This is a genomic window from Pseudomonas sp. NBRC 100443 (assembly GCF_030268185.1).
GTDB lineage: Bacteria > Pseudomonadota > Gammaproteobacteria > Pseudomonadales > Pseudomonadaceae > Pseudomonas > Pseudomonas citronellolis.
The window spans coordinates 199,814-214,649 of sequence record NZ_BSQE01000011.1; the positions used below are offsets into that span (position 1 = coordinate 199,814).

Below are 14,836 nucleotides of genomic sequence, written 5' to 3' on the forward strand. Positions count from 1 at the left end.
GATGCTTACATGAATGGCTTGCGACGCTCAGGCCACCAGGACTCATCAGGACGCTGCCCGATGCGGTTAAGCAGTACACCGACACCGCCCACATCGAGCTCAACCACATCGCCAGGGTTCAGGCTACGCCCTAGCTCGAGTGCCGAGCCGTTACCCATGGTTCCGGAACCGATGACATCGCCAGGCTGGATGTGGTCGCCGATCGAGACGTAGGCAATCAACTCTTCCGGAGTCCAGAGCATCTCGGACGAATCACCCTCGCCCCAGGTCTCGCCGTTAACGCGAACGGACATCTTAATGGCGTTCAGGTCGGAGAACTCGTCAATCGTGGTGATCCACGGGCCGATACCGTAGGCGAAGTCCTTACTCTTGGTCGGCCCCATGCCGATTGCGAACTCGTTGGCCTGGAGGTCACGGGCGCTGAAATCGTTGAAGATGGTCACGCCAAACAGATGGGAAAGAGCGGTATCGGGAGTGATGTTGTTGGCACGGCGACCGATGACCCAACCGATCTCGAGCTCGTAATCGATACGTTGGCCGCGAGCCGGCCACGGCACCTCAGCGTCATGGCCGATGACGGTCCAAGGCGAGCCCTTGAAGTAGCCCGGGATCTCCAGCAGGGCCGGTTGCGGAGTGACATTCATCCGCTCGTGGAATTGGCGGATGTGCTTGGTGAAAGTCAGGCCGTCACGGATGACCGACGGATCGCACGCAGCGCCCCACTTCAGACCGTCCATAGCCAGCGACGCATCAGCGCCATATTTCTCCGCAGCTTCAGCAGCGGTGTCCAGAAACTGCTGCCCCAGGGCGATGGCAGCAGACATGCTTTCGGGGAACACCGTAGATGCATAGCGAAGGGCAGCTTCGCGGGTAGCGCCCCGTGCTTGAAGACGCAGAGCTTCAGCGGCACGCAGATCGATGACCCGACTCTGCTCCGGCAGAACCATGCAGATACGCTGTACAGGACCATCCAGTCCTTGAACCACAAACCGACCTAGCTTCATCACTTCCTCCAAGGGGGTCTTGCTCTTTCGATAACAAACTATACGTATCGTTTCGCAAATGCAACCACCTCCAACCATTCCACAGAGTGGCCCCTATGGATTGCCTGAATGAACCTTGCCTGAGATAAATATTTTGAATACGATCCGTATCGTTTGAGTTGAAAGCATCCCCTACCGCGCACCACAAACTGAGCTGTCATGCACATCGAGAGGGCCGCACCACCAGGAGCCTTCAACTGACTCACGAGGCAAGCTGCCTGACTGCAGGTCTAGGAAGCCGCGTAGTCAGAGACGTCCGTGCAACGCACTAATCGCCGAAACTGGGTCGCTCTACTCGCGCTCATCCTGTAACCACCGCTTTTTTTGGAATCAACCATATGACTGTCAACCTCCAGAAACCCGTATTCGTCTCTAGCGACACAGCACGAGCCGTCTTTCACTGGAAAGATGCAATTGCCGCTCTCCAAAAGGCGTACACCCACTCCATCCCCGCGAAGGCGACGCCGCCTCGCACGGTAGCGCTGCTTGAAAAAACCTGGCTGCGCAATCTGCCCGCAATTCCTCCTGGTAGCCGTTACTATGGCGCCAAGCTGATGGGTTCAAACATGGGAGGCGACGCGCCCCCGGGTATCGAATACGTCATCGTCCTGTTTGATCGGACCACCAACCGAATAGCTGCCTTCGTCGACGGCAACCTGGTAACGGGCTACCGCACCGCCTCCACCTCAGCCGCAGCTTTGGATCGGCTCGCCCCCAAGGGCCCTGCTCGCCTTGCAGTGCTTGGTAGCGGCCTGGAAGCAGCGATGCACTCCCGCGCGTTCGCAAGTGTTCGCGAGCTCAGCGAAGTCAACATATTCAGCCCGACTCCTGATCGTCGCGCTGCCTTCGCTGAGGCGCTGACCGCAGATATCGGCGTTCTTGCCAAAGGTGTGGCCTCAGCCAAAGAGGCAGTGGAAGGCGCAGACATCGTGCTGACCGCTGCACGTTCTCGTGGCGAGGAGCCGATTCTCTTTGCCGAGTGGCTGAAACCCGGCGCAACTGTTGTCTCGATTGGCTCGACCATTCCTGAGCAGCGCGAAATCGACGTCTCGGTCGTTGAGCGCAGCGACATCATCATCTGCGACACGCTGGAAGAAGTACTCGAGGAGACCGGGGACATGTTGGCTGCCAAAGCAGCGGGCATTGAGTTCCATAACAAAGCATTCAGCCTGGCCGATCTCATGAGCGGCGCCTGCGTCGATGCCCTGGCGAAGGCTCGCGCCCCGATGTTCAAGTCCGTCGGCGGCGGCCTGCAGGACATCGTCGTCGCTGAGCTGATCCTTACCAAAGCAATCGAAGCTGGCCTTGCCACCCCGCTTCCCATCGAATTCGAAACCAAAAACTAAACGAGCTTTTAGTCCAGATAGAACAATCCACTGAGGAAACTGAACATGGCCAATTACAACAAAAAGGACGCCCGTGAGTGGGCTCGCGAACACCTGCTCGGCGTGGCCAACGTCACCATCCCGACGATGACCTCCAACTTCAAGCGCATCAATGAAAAAGCTGTGCGCCATGACGTCGAACTGGCAATCCAGCATGGCTTCGTGGGCACCCTGTCCTGCTCTGAAGTTGCGATCACTCAGGACCAGTACGTCGAGTTCTGCCAGATCATGGCCGACCAGGCCGCAGGCCGGATGGTCGTGGTGCACCATGCCGTATTCAACACACTCGAAGACAACATCGAAGCGGTAAAGCGTGCCGAAGCCGCCGGTGCTGACGTGGTCCTTCTGGGCTACCCGCCATACTTCTACCCGAAGGATTACGAAGAGGTTTTCCAGTACACCAAGGCAGTCTGTGACGCGACCAATCTCGGTGTGATCATCTTCCCGCTGCCGGCCTGGGGCTTCAGCCGACTGCACCCCGCAGATATTCCGCTCTCGGTTCTGCGTCGCATGGTCGACGAGATTCCGAACGTTGTGGCGATCAAGGCCGAAGGCGGTCTGCCCTACATCATGTCCGCCATCGAGGTGCACCGTGAGTTCCATGAGGAAGTCGTGATTTCCTCCCCTCTGGAATACGAGTACGTGCCCCTGGCCCAGGTCATGGACATTCCGTTCTGTGGGACCAACTACTCCGCCTACTACGGCCCGCTCCTGCCCCAGATCCACAAGCTGATCCGCGCTGGCAACTACGATGAAGCCACCCAGCTTTGGTACAAGATGGACCCAGCTCGTAAAGCTTTCGCCAGCCTCCCGATGGCTGCAAGTGGACTGTTGAACCGGATGATGTGGAAGTACCAAGGCTGGCTCCAGGGCTACAATGGCGGTCCGATGCCTCACCCAACTCAGCGTGTATTCCAGAAAGACATGGCGGTTCTCCGCAAAGGTCTCGAGGCCGCCGGCCTCAACCCCACCCGCGACGCAGACGAAGCCTTCTTCGTCGGCCGTAACCCTGTTTGAGGTCAGCCATGTCCAGTACAAATACTCTGCAGTTGAAAGACCCTGATCTGCTCCGTGAGGCCATACTGATCGATGGCCAATGGGTTCAAGCCGACAACGGCCAGACTATTGAGGTCCGCAACCCGGCCACCGGAGAACTGGTGGCCCGCGTTCCCAATGGTGGTATGCGCGAGACGCAGCGTGCGGTAGCTGCCGCCGAGCGCGCCATGAAAGGCTGGCGCAAAACGCTGCCGAAGGAGCGTTCCAAGGTTCTGCGTAAGCTCTTCGATCTGATGCTGGAAAACATCGACGACCTGGCGAAGATCATGACTGCCGAACAGGGTAAACCCTTGGTTGAGTCGCGCGGCGAGATCATCTACGCAGCAGGTTTCATCGAGTGGTTCGCCGAGGAAGCAAAGCGCGTTTACGGCGACCTCATTCCGCATAACGTGGAAGGTCGTCAGATCCTCGTGCAGAAGGCGCCTATCGGGGTGTTCGCAGCTATCACTCCTTGGAACTTCCCCTCTGCAATGATCACCCGCAAAGCGGGCCCGGGCTGGGCTGTGGGTTGCGCCGGCGTGATCAAGCCCGCAAGCCAAACTCCGCTCTCTGCGCTGGCACTGGCAGTACTAGCGGAGCGTGCTGGTCTGCCTGCAGGCGTCTGCAACGTTGTGACCGGTTCGGCTCGAGCAATCGGCGGCGAGCTAACGTCCAACCCGACCGTACGCAAGCTCTCCTTCACCGGCTCGACTGAGGTGGGTGCCCAGCTGCTGGCTCAATGTGCACCGACCATCAAGAAGACCAGCATGGAACTGGGCGGCAACGCTCCGTTCATTGTCTTCGATGATGCCGATGTGGATGCTGCTGTGAAGGGCGCGATTGCAGCCAAGTACCGCAACACCGGACAGGCCTGCGTCGCGGCCAACCGAATGCTAGTTCAGTCGGGAATCTACGACACATTCGCACAAAAACTCGCAGAGGCCACCGCGGCTCTGAAGGTTGGCAACGGCATGGACGAAGGCGTAGTGCTTGGCCCACTGATCAATGATGAGGCGGTCAAGAAAGTCGAAGAACACATTGCCGACGCGGTAGAGAAAGGCGCCCGGGTAGCAACTGGCGGTAAGCGACACACCCTGGGTGGAAGCTACTTCGAGCCGACCGTTCTCACCAATGTCCCGAACGAAGCCTTGATTTTCAGCGACGAAACCTTCGGCCCGGTCGCACCGCTGTTCCGCTTCGAATCCGAGGAGGAAGCGATCACCATGGCAAATGACACTCCGTTCGGCCTGGCTGCGTATGTCTACGCTCGCGATGTAGGTAGGGTCTTCCGTGCCGTCGATAGCCTCGAGTTCGGCATGGTCGGTGTGAACGAAGGGATGATTTCTACTGAGGTTGCCCCCTTCGGGGGCGTGAAAACTTCCGGCCTGGGCCGCGAAGGCTCCAAGTACGGTGTAGAAGACTACCTGGAGATCAAGTACGTCGCCCTTGGCGGTCTTGGTCAGTAACCGCAGGCGTCGCTAGTGCTCGGCAGTCAGAAATGGCTGTCGAGTACTCCCCCAGCATTCCCCCTTGCTTCGCAATGAAGCACAGGCGTCACCTGCAAGATTTCCCCAGCCGCGCCTTCTCCTATCAACACCGCCCATAGCGAGTACATCAGGGCGCCCATACCTCATGGGCAACACCGATGCTGATCTGATGCCGCAGAGCTACCCGCCAGAGCCTTCGCCCTACCAGGAGCTCTTAGCCAGCAGAACCTCTCCTTACAGAGGCCCAGCAACCTCTAGGTAGAACCGGCCAAAATCTCTGTAACGGACTTGAAAAACCTATGTAGCTAGCTAGAAAAACTACATAGAAATTTCAGAAAAATCTAGGTGCCACGTAGAGACTGGTTTTACCCAGACATCCAAAACTCCTGTCGAAACGTCGGACTGCATAGGAGAAGAAGATACGCAGACGATTGAACAAGGAAACCTTAACTCCACTACATGCGCTGTCAGTCAGAATCTTAGCCCATCTGAAAGGGGCCGATTTCGGCCACGTGCGGGGAGGATCACGGGATTTGAGCGAGACGAGCACGGGAAGTTTGGCTGCGACTGCAACCCCCGATAACCATGAAGACCTCAAGGGCTTGAGCAGGTACGCTACATTCATGCACAACAACCTGGCCTACGCCGGCTCTAATTACTCCCGAGGAGCGGATACATGACTTCCAACGTTGGCTCCTCGGCGCAGAGCGAAATCTATCTCGCGACCACGATAGAGAGAAAGATCAACAGCTATAAGGCTCATATGCCTGAAAGAGAGAAGCAGATCCTTGTTCGCAACTTTGGCAAGTTACTAACACCGGCAAAACACAGAAATATGGAAGATTAAAATCGTCGTCGGCTCCGGAGCCCATCGCTCCGAAGCCCCATCTGACAGCCTGAATACTTATTGAGTTTTCCGGATCGCAAAGCAAGCAGAAAGCCAAAACGCGACTACGCTAGCCCACCCATATCATAAAATGGCACTAGCAGCTGTAAACTTAATAAATATAGCTCGACACGATGCCATTCTCAATTTCAGTAGTCACAACCAGAACGCTTAATGAATTAAATAGTCAGAACTGAAGATCTGGCCTACCGACCGCTATAGCTCAAGCAATCCGATAGATCTCCTCAAAAGACAACGCCCAACCGTGCTGGCTGGGCGCTGTAATGGCGGAGCAGATCAGTACTTCATGAATGCGTTGAGCAAAATAGTATCGCCTTTCGAGGTATTGCGAGCGTAAACATCATTCTGATACCCAGCGACAAAACCCCAGTCACGAGTACCATATCCAAACTGCGGACCAATCTTTGTACTGCGACTACGATTGCCGACATCATCACCGTGCGACTGATCATCGTTCAATTGGGTTGAAATATATCCACCCACCCCTGCAAACCAATTCTGCGTTACACGGTAGTTCAGACCATAGTCAGCAACCAACTGAACACCAGACTGATAGTCCGTATCCTTATTCTCGAAACTGTAGTTCAGACTAATCTTGGAACTTAGCTCGACGCGCTCCATTGGGAACCAAGTGAAAGAGTATCCCATATAGAGAGCACGAGCATTGTTACCCGAATTGATGAGAGAATTTTTGTCGTACTTCCCCCAAGGCTCAATCCACTCGATATCTATATTATGCAAGTATGTTGCTGAAACCCAACTAACCAAGAAGCCAAACATCGGATCGGAGATACCACTAACCGAGTCACGCTCATACGGACCGAGAGCCGGTATATTGATGTGACCCGATACGTAAGGCAGTCCAGCCTGTAGCGAAACATCGCCGCCTAGGAGCTTAGGGCCATCCAGAGTATGAACAACTCGGATAGCGTGTGCATGAATCTTTCCCTTGACCTTAGGAAAGGACTTATCACCGTCGTTGTTTCGAAGTGAGTCGATGCTGATAAGTTTGTTATATGTGTAGAAGTGAGTCTCACCAGGAGCACCCACAGCACCATTCATCACAGTGAGCGTCCCTGAAGGGTAGCTGGAAGTACCACCCTCCAATGCGTAGGCTCGCGAAGCCAATAGAACACCAATCGAACAGACAGCAACTCGCAAAGCATCAGTAATTTTCATAGAGAGGATCCTTTTTATTTTTGTTCCAATCTAACTTTAGATACCCAAAGAACAGCCCCACCCAGCCAATTATTGGGATAATGCAAAGGCTAAGAAACTATCCTAGGCGTTTACCACAAAAATATTACCTTCCTTATCTATTTCTATAGGCAATGCAATTAGCTTTCCCCCCAGACATGGACCGCGAATGCAAACACCTGTTTCAATTTTAAATAATGCACCATGCCCGTGACAGACGATATACCTTGACTCTCCATCAAGGTATTGCCCTTTTTTCACAGGCAACGTTGACCCAGGCCAGTGAGGACAAGAGTTCCGATATCCAAATATCTCCCCAGACTTATTGACCAGAAAAATATCGTCTTTACCAAACTGCGAATATCGGAACCCTTTGGAAGTTCCAGGCAGAACATCATCGATATGGCAGATTCGCTCCATAACGGTTCGGCCCAGCTTTCCCCTATTGGGGACGCTCACCACCCGGTGCCCACTGCTCGCGCCAATGGAACAGGAAGACCTGGGAGTTATCCATGATGCCCGGAGCGATGCGTGGCTCCCAGTTGTCATCGTGCTGGTCCATATCCGCGTCGTATTCGATGTGGCAGCCCATCGGGGTGTTGAAGTACCAGAACCAGTTAGAGCCGAAGCGATGTCGGCTAGGCCCCCAGAAGGTCTCGTAACCTTTCTCGACCATGGCAGTGCCAGCGCTAAGGACCTCGGTCGGCCCCCCCATGTGGAAGGTAAAGTGCTCACAACCTTGCAGCTGCGGCGGGGTTTGGATGAAGAACAGGGTGTGGTGTTCGAAGGTACCTGCAGGACGCAGGAAGGGACCCATGCCAACGAACTTGTCAGTCAGCTTGAAGCCGAGGCGATTGGTGTAGAAAGCCTCAGCCTTCTCGATATCGGGCACAAAGAACACAACGTGAGAGAGCGACCGCGGGCGCGCATCGATGGGCGTAGCGACATCAGATGGGACGCCGGTGACGTTTGCGGGGCGACGGATATCGCCTGGCGCGTTCACAACCTCGGCCGGCAGATCGAGGGGCTTGCGCACAGTGACTTGGAAGCCCAGCGCGAAGCCAAGGTCATCCACGAGCTCCAGGGAACCATCGGCCAGGATTTTGACCTCGCGCTCACCTTCAAACTCTTGCTTGATTTGCTGAAGCACCGAGGCGTCCTTAACGCCGTAGATGGTCTTGCGCAGCATGTTGGCAGTCGGGAGATCCCAGGCCGGCAGAGAAGGATCACCGCGATGCTTCAGCTCAACGCCGGTGCCATCAAGGGCTTCGAAACGACCGTTGCCGACAGGGTTCAGACCATAGTCAGTCAGGAATTGCTCGCAGAGAGCAACGTCATCCACACCAAAGACAAGCGTATCCGGGCCAATAATGTTCATTCGATCACCTTTTTATTCTTTATCGTACCGTCAATTCCAGCCGGAAGGCTTTCGGAGACCAACCAGCAACTCTTGCATGAAAGTCATGCGATCTTGCGACCACCTGCCATCATGTTCTGCCAACGCTAACCGGCCTCGACTTGCGCAGTCGTGACCACCTACCCGATGGGTTTAGCTAGCCATCCAAGACTGTCGGACAGGAACTTCCTCTGCCTGCTGAAGGAACCTCATTTTGGTCCTTATGGTTGAAAACCAATCTATACGACACGTACCGTTTTGTAAAGCTATTTGCTAGACTAAACCACGCAAAGCCAGCATCAGCCAGGCCGTCGCTTCTAACTCAAGATTCCCGGAACTGTGGTAGCAAAACCGTAGCGCTGACAATATACTAGTCGATTCGTCTCGTAAGCATCTCCAAAACGGACTGCGCGAGCGTTTTAACCAGCTCCAAAGGAGGAATGCATGCAGGTTAAGAAGACCGCATCGAACGAAAAAACATCGGTCGGGCGCCCCCGTAGCGAGGCAACTCGCCGCCAAATCCTTAGCGCGACCATCGCTCTGCTCCAGGAAAAGTCCATCCAGGCCATTTCCATCGAGGCGATCGCGCGCGAAGCTGGAGTGAGCAAGGCGACGATCTATCGGTGGTGGGATTCCAAGGCACTGATTGTTATCGACGCCTTCATGGAGAACCATTTGGTTAAGACAACCATCCCTCGCGAGCTTGGGCCGCGCGAAGCACTGGCCTACCACTTCAAATCTCTGGTCGAGCAGTATTCAGGCTGGCCGGGCCGCCTAGTTGCCCAGATCATTGCCGAAGGGCAATCGGACCCTTCGATTTTGCGGGCCTTCCGTGAGCGCTTCCACTATGGCCGCCGGGCTGTGGTGCGAGAGGTACTCGAAGAGTGGAAGGCGACTGAAGAGATCGCTGCAGACACGAATATCGAGATTCTCATGGATGTGATCTACGGAGCGGTCTACATGCGCCTCATGCTGGGCCACGCACCACTGGATGAAGCTTTTGCCGAATCGCACATCGCCTACGTGTACCATCTGCTCGGCATCAACTGAACATCAAAAAAGCCGGCCATAAGGCCGGCAAAAAAGTAGACAAACCTCAGACTTAGAACGCAGTATTACCTTTACCTTTCAGAGCTAGGATTTCCCGCGCCTCTGCTGGAGTAGCGATTTCAATGCCCAGCCCCCCAAGGATTTCGCGGATTTTGCGCACCTGCTCAGCATTCGATATGGCGAGCTCGCCGCGGCCGATGTAGAGGCTGTCCCCCAAACCTACGCGCACGTTACCGCCCAGGATTGCGCTGATGGTCGACAGCGGAATCTGATCTTTCCCTGCCCCCAGCACAGACCAGTGGTATTGATCACCAAACAGGCGATCTGCGGTCCGTTTCTGATGTAAAACATCCTCGATATGGGATCCGATAGCGCCGCGTAAACCAAAGATGGTTTGAATGAACAGCGGCGGCTTTACCAAACCCTGATCAAGGAAGTACTTCAGAGTGTAGAGATGACTGACGTCGTAGCACTCGAACTCAAAACGAGTCCCAGTACCGCCGATCGTTTTCAGGATCCACTCGATATCCGCATAGGTGTTTCTGAACACCAGATCCTTGGTAGCCTCGAGGTGCTGGACCTCCCAGGCGTACTTCCACTCCCTGTCCTTTTTTGCCATCTCAGACAGGTTGAGGTTGATAGATCCCATATTCAGCGAGCACATTTCCGGCTGCAGATCGATACCGGCGGCAGCGCGCTCATTGATTGGCATCCCCGGGCCACCACCTCCCGTGGAGATGTTCACGATCGCATCAGTTTCACGCTTGATGCGGCCGACAAACTCGCGGAATACCTCAGGGCTACCAGTGGGGCGACCGTCCTCTGGGTTTCGTGCGTGCAGATGGACAATGGCCGCACCGGCCTGAACCGCCTCAATCGCCTGCTCAGCAATCTCATCGGGAGTCACCGGCAAGTAAGGAGACATCGAGGGGGTATGCGCACCACCGGTGATAGCAGCGGTAATGATCGCTTTTTTCACAGCTTCTCTCCTTCGTCAAGAGCCAGGAGGACGAAGAGCATCCGACAGTTTTTGCCTGACCTGTTCGACCAGCTATGGTTGGTAGCACGCTGAATCAGAACATCTCCTGCCTTCATCAACGCCTCACCTTGATCGAGCATCGCGTAGATCTCACCCTCGAGGACTACGGCGTAATCCAGCGACTCAGTTTTGTGGAACCAGAAGTGCCGAGGTTGCGCTTTATCACGCACACCTTCTTTGTCGAGAAACTCGAGGAGTTTCTCTTTGTCGTACGACTCGTCCGGCGGGAAGTCCACAATTCGCAGCAGCGAACCACCTTCGGAATGGAAGCCAAACTTGTGCCCGGCTGGCGCAGGTTCTCCGCCAGCCGCACGCCCCTCACCAGTAGCCCAGAGTACCTGCGCAACAGGCTTTCCAGGTTCGGCAATAACATTCAACGCATGACCATCACTTACGATAATCGACTCACCTTGTTCGTTGTGACCGGTGACAATTCGTCGTGCTGCTGCATAACCCAGGTTTGCCGGCTTATTCATCTACCCTCCACAGAAACGAGACGTTTCGCACACCAATTATTCAAATTTTTTAACCCAGATTCACATCCATGACGAAGAACGTTGCAGAGGCATTAGCTATCAAGGAATTCTTCTCAACGTCATGAATCTCACTCCTAGCGAATGCAACTTGGCGACCGACTCGATCGACTCTACCCGTAACTTTAAGGAGCTTTGGAGCGGCCGGAGACTGCATATTCACCGTAATACTGGTTGTGGCGCAGGTTTTTCCAAACGGCAGCTTACTAAGCACTGTATATGCCATTGCATAGTCCAGCATCGTCATCAGCGTTCCACCCGAAACAACGCCATTCCCCTGGGTTGATTTTGGTGGAACCAAGAAACTGAATTCTAACTCACCTGGAACCCCATTGATTAATCGAGCACCGAGCTCCTTCAGCCCCTCAGTTGTTTCGAGAGCAATATCAAATTTTTGCTCAAAAATGATTTTCTCGAGTAGCGCGCGATCAGAATTATCCTTGAGAACTTGCATTATCAGCCTCAATTCGCCTTGATGATGCACTTCTGGCGCTGATATCCCAACCCGGAAATCTCACCCCACATAACATCACCATCGATAAGATAACGGTTGTAGTGGGTGCCATTGCCGGCCGGAGAGCCGGTGCAGATAATGTCGCCAGGCAAAAGTTTGGCGTACTTGGAGATGTATGCGATCTGCTTTTCAATTCCGAAGAGCATGTCTGCAGTAGTCTCGTCCTGCATCGTTGCCCCGGAAACAGTGAGCCTCATCAAGAGATCGTAAGGATTGTCGATAAAGCATTTGGGTACAACATACGGCCCCAAAGGTAGGAAACCAGGTTGTCCTTTAGAGCGAAACCAGTCGGTCCCGAGCATTTTGTAATCAGTTCGCGGAATCAGGTCACGGGCGGAGATGTCATTTACGATCGTATATCCAGCAACATAATCCATCGCATCGGCTTCGAGGATGTTATATCCCTCTTTACCTATTACGACCGCAAGCTCCAACTCCCAGTCAGGCTTTTCAGTTGTAGGGGGTAGAATCAGGTCATCATAAGGACCGGAGACAGCGGAAACAGGCTTAGTAAATACATAAGGTTCGCCGTTTGCGACACGACTGTCCATCATTTCTTCTGCCCACTTCTTAAGTTCTTCTTTACTGAGCCCTTCAGGGCCGACATTAGCATCGACCGTCATATCGACAACATGCTTTCTATAATTAGCCCCGGTACAGAACACTTGCCGAGGAAGGTCTACTGCAGGATGGAACTTCAAATGGCTCTCATCACACCAATCGGTAGTGTCAACCTTCTCCACTAATGTCTTCAGAGACTGGAAGGAGTTGGGCCACGACTCGAGAAGCGCAAGCACGTTTTTCCCACCAAGCTGCGGAAAACCGTACTCTTCTGCCAGCCTAGAAATCGGAGCAACCTTCCGGTCCACAACCAGGCCCGCGAACTTCTCAGAAGTTACACCTCGAATAGAGAAAGTACCCAATGCGAATTTTTTCATGCTCACTCCAAACTCAAATTATCAACCAAAATATACAACTTGATCGTACGTAGCATCCGAACCGATAAGACCAAGTAACCGTCGATGTTCAATTAGCAGATTTACACCACGCTTATCTGGAGTAAGCGATGCTGGGACAGACTGGACCATCGCGCTGACAGCCGCATCGGGCAGTCCTTCGTTTGAAAGACTATTCCTGAGCCTATCTAGACTCTCAGGAAGCTGAGCGAGAGTCTCTGAAAGAACATTCAGCCACAGCGCTATACCTGGATTTGAGGACAACGATGACTTTCTGACGACTAGACCCTGCCCAGGGAACTCTGGGTAAAACTCTTGCACTTCAGCGACCTTATGCATCCCCTCCTTGATAGCAAGAGCGTCAAATGGGGGGCCAAGAAGAGTGGCATCACCCTCCCCCCTCACCAAGGCCAAGTAGCGCTCTTTGACCCCACCCACCGGGGTTAGTGTGTAGTCAGGCAGATTCAAACCTGCTTGATTCAACAATGCTCTGAGAGCAATGACAAATCCATTCTCGGGGGCGTCAACTAGGATCTTTGCGCCGCCTAGATCACTGACGCTTTTAACGCGCGGAGAAGCGACGATGGATAGTGGCGTCGTGGTCTCTACTTGAGCCACTATGACGAAGTCTTTGGGGCCTGACCGATGATTCCAGTGGAAGACATTGTCCATCGAGGTCACGACAGCATCTACACTGCCGTCCGAGAGCGCAGCAAACTGCTCGTCTGAGGACTGAGTCCGACTCGCCTCAAACGATAAATTTTCGCTTTCCTGCCAGGATGCGGCGATCGCGATAGCAGGAGGTACGAACCACATTACTCGGAGTTTGTGAGGGGGCATTTTTTTACTCTCGTTTCACCTTGGCACAATATAATACTGTACGTATCGTATTGTCAAACGAGTATGATCCAACCTGACTCATTGGAATTCCTATATAAATCAATAGGTCAGGGAAAAACGCCTCAGATAGAGAGGCGCTAGCGAAGCATTGCAAATGAGCTTTCGTCTGGACGCCAAAAGGTGGGGGGCCACCGTCTCCACCTTGGCAAATGCTTGCAGATTGCTCTGATTAATCGCTGGCTATCAGAACACACAACACCGTTCTGAAGTCTTTGATCTGCTCAGGGGTAAATCGAGAGAACACCTTGGCCTGCTGTTCCTCGGTGATGCTCCACAGCGTCTCGGCCTGGTCGATGCCGGCGGCGGTCAGCGCGCAGCCGCCCTCGCCCACCTGCAGCAGGCCCTTGCGTTCGAGGTTGGCGCGGGCCTCCTCGATCTCCCGCAGCGGCATCGCCACCAGTTGCTGCAGCGCCGTGGTGTCCAGGGCGGCGTCCTTCTCCATCACCATCAGCATGCGCGCCTCGCTGGTGCGCAGGCCGCTGGCCAGCTGCCGCGGCTGGTAGTCGGCCTGGTAGCAGCGCAGCGCCTGGGTCATCAGGTAGTAGAGGTTGTGGTTCAGGCGGCCCTGGAAGGCGGTGCGCGGCACCCCGGCCTGGGCCTCGTGCAGGCGCGGGTGCGGCAGCACGCTGGAGTACACGCCCTGGTGGTAGAGCAGCGGCGCGCGGCCCAGGTCGTCGAAGGCCAGCACGCGGCCGATGAGAATCCAGTGGTCGCCGCCGTCGAGCTTCTGCTGCAGCTCGCACTGGAAGCGCGCCGCGCAGTCCGGCAGCAGCGGCGCGCCGCCGGCGCCCTGCTCGCAGGCCACGCCGGCGAACTTGTCGGCGCTGGGTCGGGCGAACTGGTTGGACAGGTCGATCTGGTCGGCGGCCAGCACGTTCACCGCGTAGTGGCTGGCCTTGTCGAACAGCGCCAGGCTGGTGGCGCGCTTGTCGATGCTCCAGAGCACCAGCGGCGGGTCGAGGGATACCGAGTTGAAGCTGTTGGCGGTCATGCCGACGCGCTCGCCGTCGGCGGCCGCGGTCATCACGGTGACGCCGGTGGCGAAGTTGCCCAGGGCACGGCGGAAGGCACGCGGGTCCAGGCCCGCTTCATTGTTCTGGTTCATGGCGGTTCCTCCGCGCCGGCGCGGGGCCGGCGGGACAAGGCTGCGGGAAGAAGGGCGAAGTCGCTGGGCTCCCGCGTTCGCGGGAGTGACGGGGGGAGTCCGTCATCCCCGCGAACGCGGGGAACCAGCGACTCGAAGACGGCTCAGACCATGCTCGGATCAGGCTCCAGGCCCATCAGCTCGCGGCCGAGGATCTGCGCGCAGACGTCGTAGTCGGTGTAGGCGTGGGCGCCGGTCATGTGCGAGTCGCGGAACAGCCGCTGCATCTCGTTGCTCTCGAACCAGGCGG

15 protein-coding genes and 1 pseudogene are annotated in these 14,836 nt (G+C 55.3%); 5 read left to right on the forward strand and 11 right to left on the reverse strand.

Annotated features, from left to right (window positions below; genetic code table 11):
* Positions 1–5 precede the first annotated feature (5 nt).
* Positions 6–1,004, reverse strand: coding sequence for a fumarylacetoacetate hydrolase family protein (locus QSJ95_RS16765; RefSeq protein ID WP_285643902.1), 999 nt, complete (start codon positions 1,002–1,004; stop codon positions 6–8).
* A gap of 377 nt (positions 1,005–1,381) precedes the next feature.
* On the opposite strand from QSJ95_RS16765, the gene QSJ95_RS16770 reads away from it, so the two are divergent.
* From QSJ95_RS16770 to QSJ95_RS16785, 4 genes are all read left to right on the forward strand, one after another.
* Positions 1,382–2,389: an ornithine cyclodeaminase family protein gene (locus QSJ95_RS16770; RefSeq protein ID WP_285643903.1), complete on the forward strand. Its 1,008-nt coding sequence runs from the start codon at positions 1,382–1,384 to the stop codon at positions 2,387–2,389.
* A 45-nt stretch (positions 2,390–2,434) separates the two neighbouring features.
* Complete coding sequence (locus tag QSJ95_RS16775; protein ID WP_285643905.1) at positions 2,435–3,445, forward strand: dihydrodipicolinate synthase family protein; 1,011 nt, start codon at positions 2,435–2,437, stop codon at positions 3,443–3,445.
* Between the two features lie 26 nt (positions 3,446–3,471).
* Entirely contained in the window at positions 3,472–4,929 is a 1,458-nt protein-coding gene (locus QSJ95_RS16780) for an NAD-dependent succinate-semialdehyde dehydrogenase (protein WP_285643928.1), read from the forward strand.
* Between the two features lie 697 nt (positions 4,930–5,626).
* Positions 5,627–5,797 carry a hypothetical protein gene (locus QSJ95_RS16785; protein WP_285643906.1) on the forward strand — a complete coding sequence of 57 codons (171 nt, stop codon included), beginning with the start codon at positions 5,627–5,629 and terminating at the stop codon, positions 5,795–5,797.
* Between the two features lie 336 nt (positions 5,798–6,133).
* Here the strand turns inward: QSJ95_RS16785 and QSJ95_RS16790 are convergent, their stop codons facing one another.
* The 3 genes from QSJ95_RS16790 to QSJ95_RS16795 form a co-directional block, all read right to left on the reverse strand.
* Positions 6,134–7,036, reverse strand: a complete 903-nt coding sequence (locus QSJ95_RS16790; RefSeq protein ID WP_285643907.1) for a SphA family protein — start codon at positions 7,034–7,036, stop codon at positions 6,134–6,136.
* Between the two features lie 102 nt (positions 7,037–7,138).
* A complete protein-coding gene (locus QSJ95_RS32875; RefSeq protein WP_352230817.1) occupies positions 7,139–7,603 on the reverse strand; it encodes a Rieske (2Fe-2S) protein in 465 nt (154 codons plus the stop codon).
* Positions 7,497–8,432 carry a VOC family protein gene (locus QSJ95_RS16795; protein ID WP_285643908.1) on the reverse strand — a complete coding sequence of 312 codons (936 nt, stop codon included), beginning with the start codon at positions 8,430–8,432 and terminating at the stop codon, positions 7,497–7,499. Before QSJ95_RS16795 ends, QSJ95_RS32875 begins: the two co-directional genes overlap by 107 nt.
* Before the next feature lie 462 nt (positions 8,433–8,894).
* Between QSJ95_RS16795 and QSJ95_RS16800 the strand changes: the two genes are divergently transcribed.
* A complete protein-coding gene (locus QSJ95_RS16800; RefSeq protein ID WP_285643909.1) occupies positions 8,895–9,500 on the forward strand; it encodes a TetR/AcrR family transcriptional regulator in 606 nt (201 codons plus the stop codon).
* A 52-nt stretch (positions 9,501–9,552) separates the two neighbouring features.
* Here QSJ95_RS16800 and kce read toward each other — a convergent pair whose 3' ends face one another.
* The 7 genes and pseudogenes from kce to QSJ95_RS16835 all read right to left on the reverse strand — a co-directional run.
* A complete protein-coding gene (gene kce / locus QSJ95_RS16805) occupies positions 9,553–10,479 on the reverse strand; it encodes a 3,5-dioxohexanoate:acetyl-CoA acetone transferase (protein WP_285643910.1) in 927 nt (308 codons plus the stop codon).
* Positions 10,476–11,015 carry a cupin domain-containing protein gene (locus tag QSJ95_RS16810; protein WP_285643911.1) on the reverse strand — a complete coding sequence of 180 codons (540 nt, stop codon included), beginning with the start codon at positions 11,013–11,015 and terminating at the stop codon, positions 10,476–10,478. Before QSJ95_RS16810 ends, kce begins: the two co-directional genes overlap by 4 nt.
* 49 nt (positions 11,016–11,064) lie before the next feature.
* Positions 11,065–11,526 (reverse strand): PaaI family thioesterase, encoded by a 462-nt coding sequence (locus tag QSJ95_RS16815; RefSeq protein WP_285643912.1) that lies wholly within the window; start codon positions 11,524–11,526, stop codon positions 11,065–11,067.
* An 8-nt stretch (positions 11,527–11,534) separates the two neighbouring features.
* Complete coding sequence (locus QSJ95_RS16820) at positions 11,535–12,524, reverse strand: fumarylacetoacetate hydrolase family protein (RefSeq protein WP_285643913.1); 990 nt, start codon at positions 12,522–12,524, stop codon at positions 11,535–11,537.
* A 21-nt stretch (positions 12,525–12,545) separates the two neighbouring features.
* Positions 12,546–13,382 (reverse strand): ABC transporter substrate-binding protein, encoded by an 837-nt coding sequence (locus QSJ95_RS16825; RefSeq protein WP_352230818.1) that lies wholly within the window; start codon positions 13,380–13,382, stop codon positions 12,546–12,548.
* Between the two features lie 229 nt (positions 13,383–13,611).
* Positions 13,612–14,547 carry a p-hydroxyphenylacetate 3-hydroxylase reductase component gene (locus QSJ95_RS16830; RefSeq protein ID WP_285643914.1) on the reverse strand — a complete coding sequence of 312 codons (936 nt, stop codon included), beginning with the start codon at positions 14,545–14,547 and terminating at the stop codon, positions 13,612–13,614.
* 143 nt (positions 14,548–14,690) lie between these two features.
* A pseudogene (locus QSJ95_RS16835) lies at positions 14,691–14,836 on the reverse strand (p-hydroxyphenylacetate 3-hydroxylase oxygenase component); the annotation flags it as partial.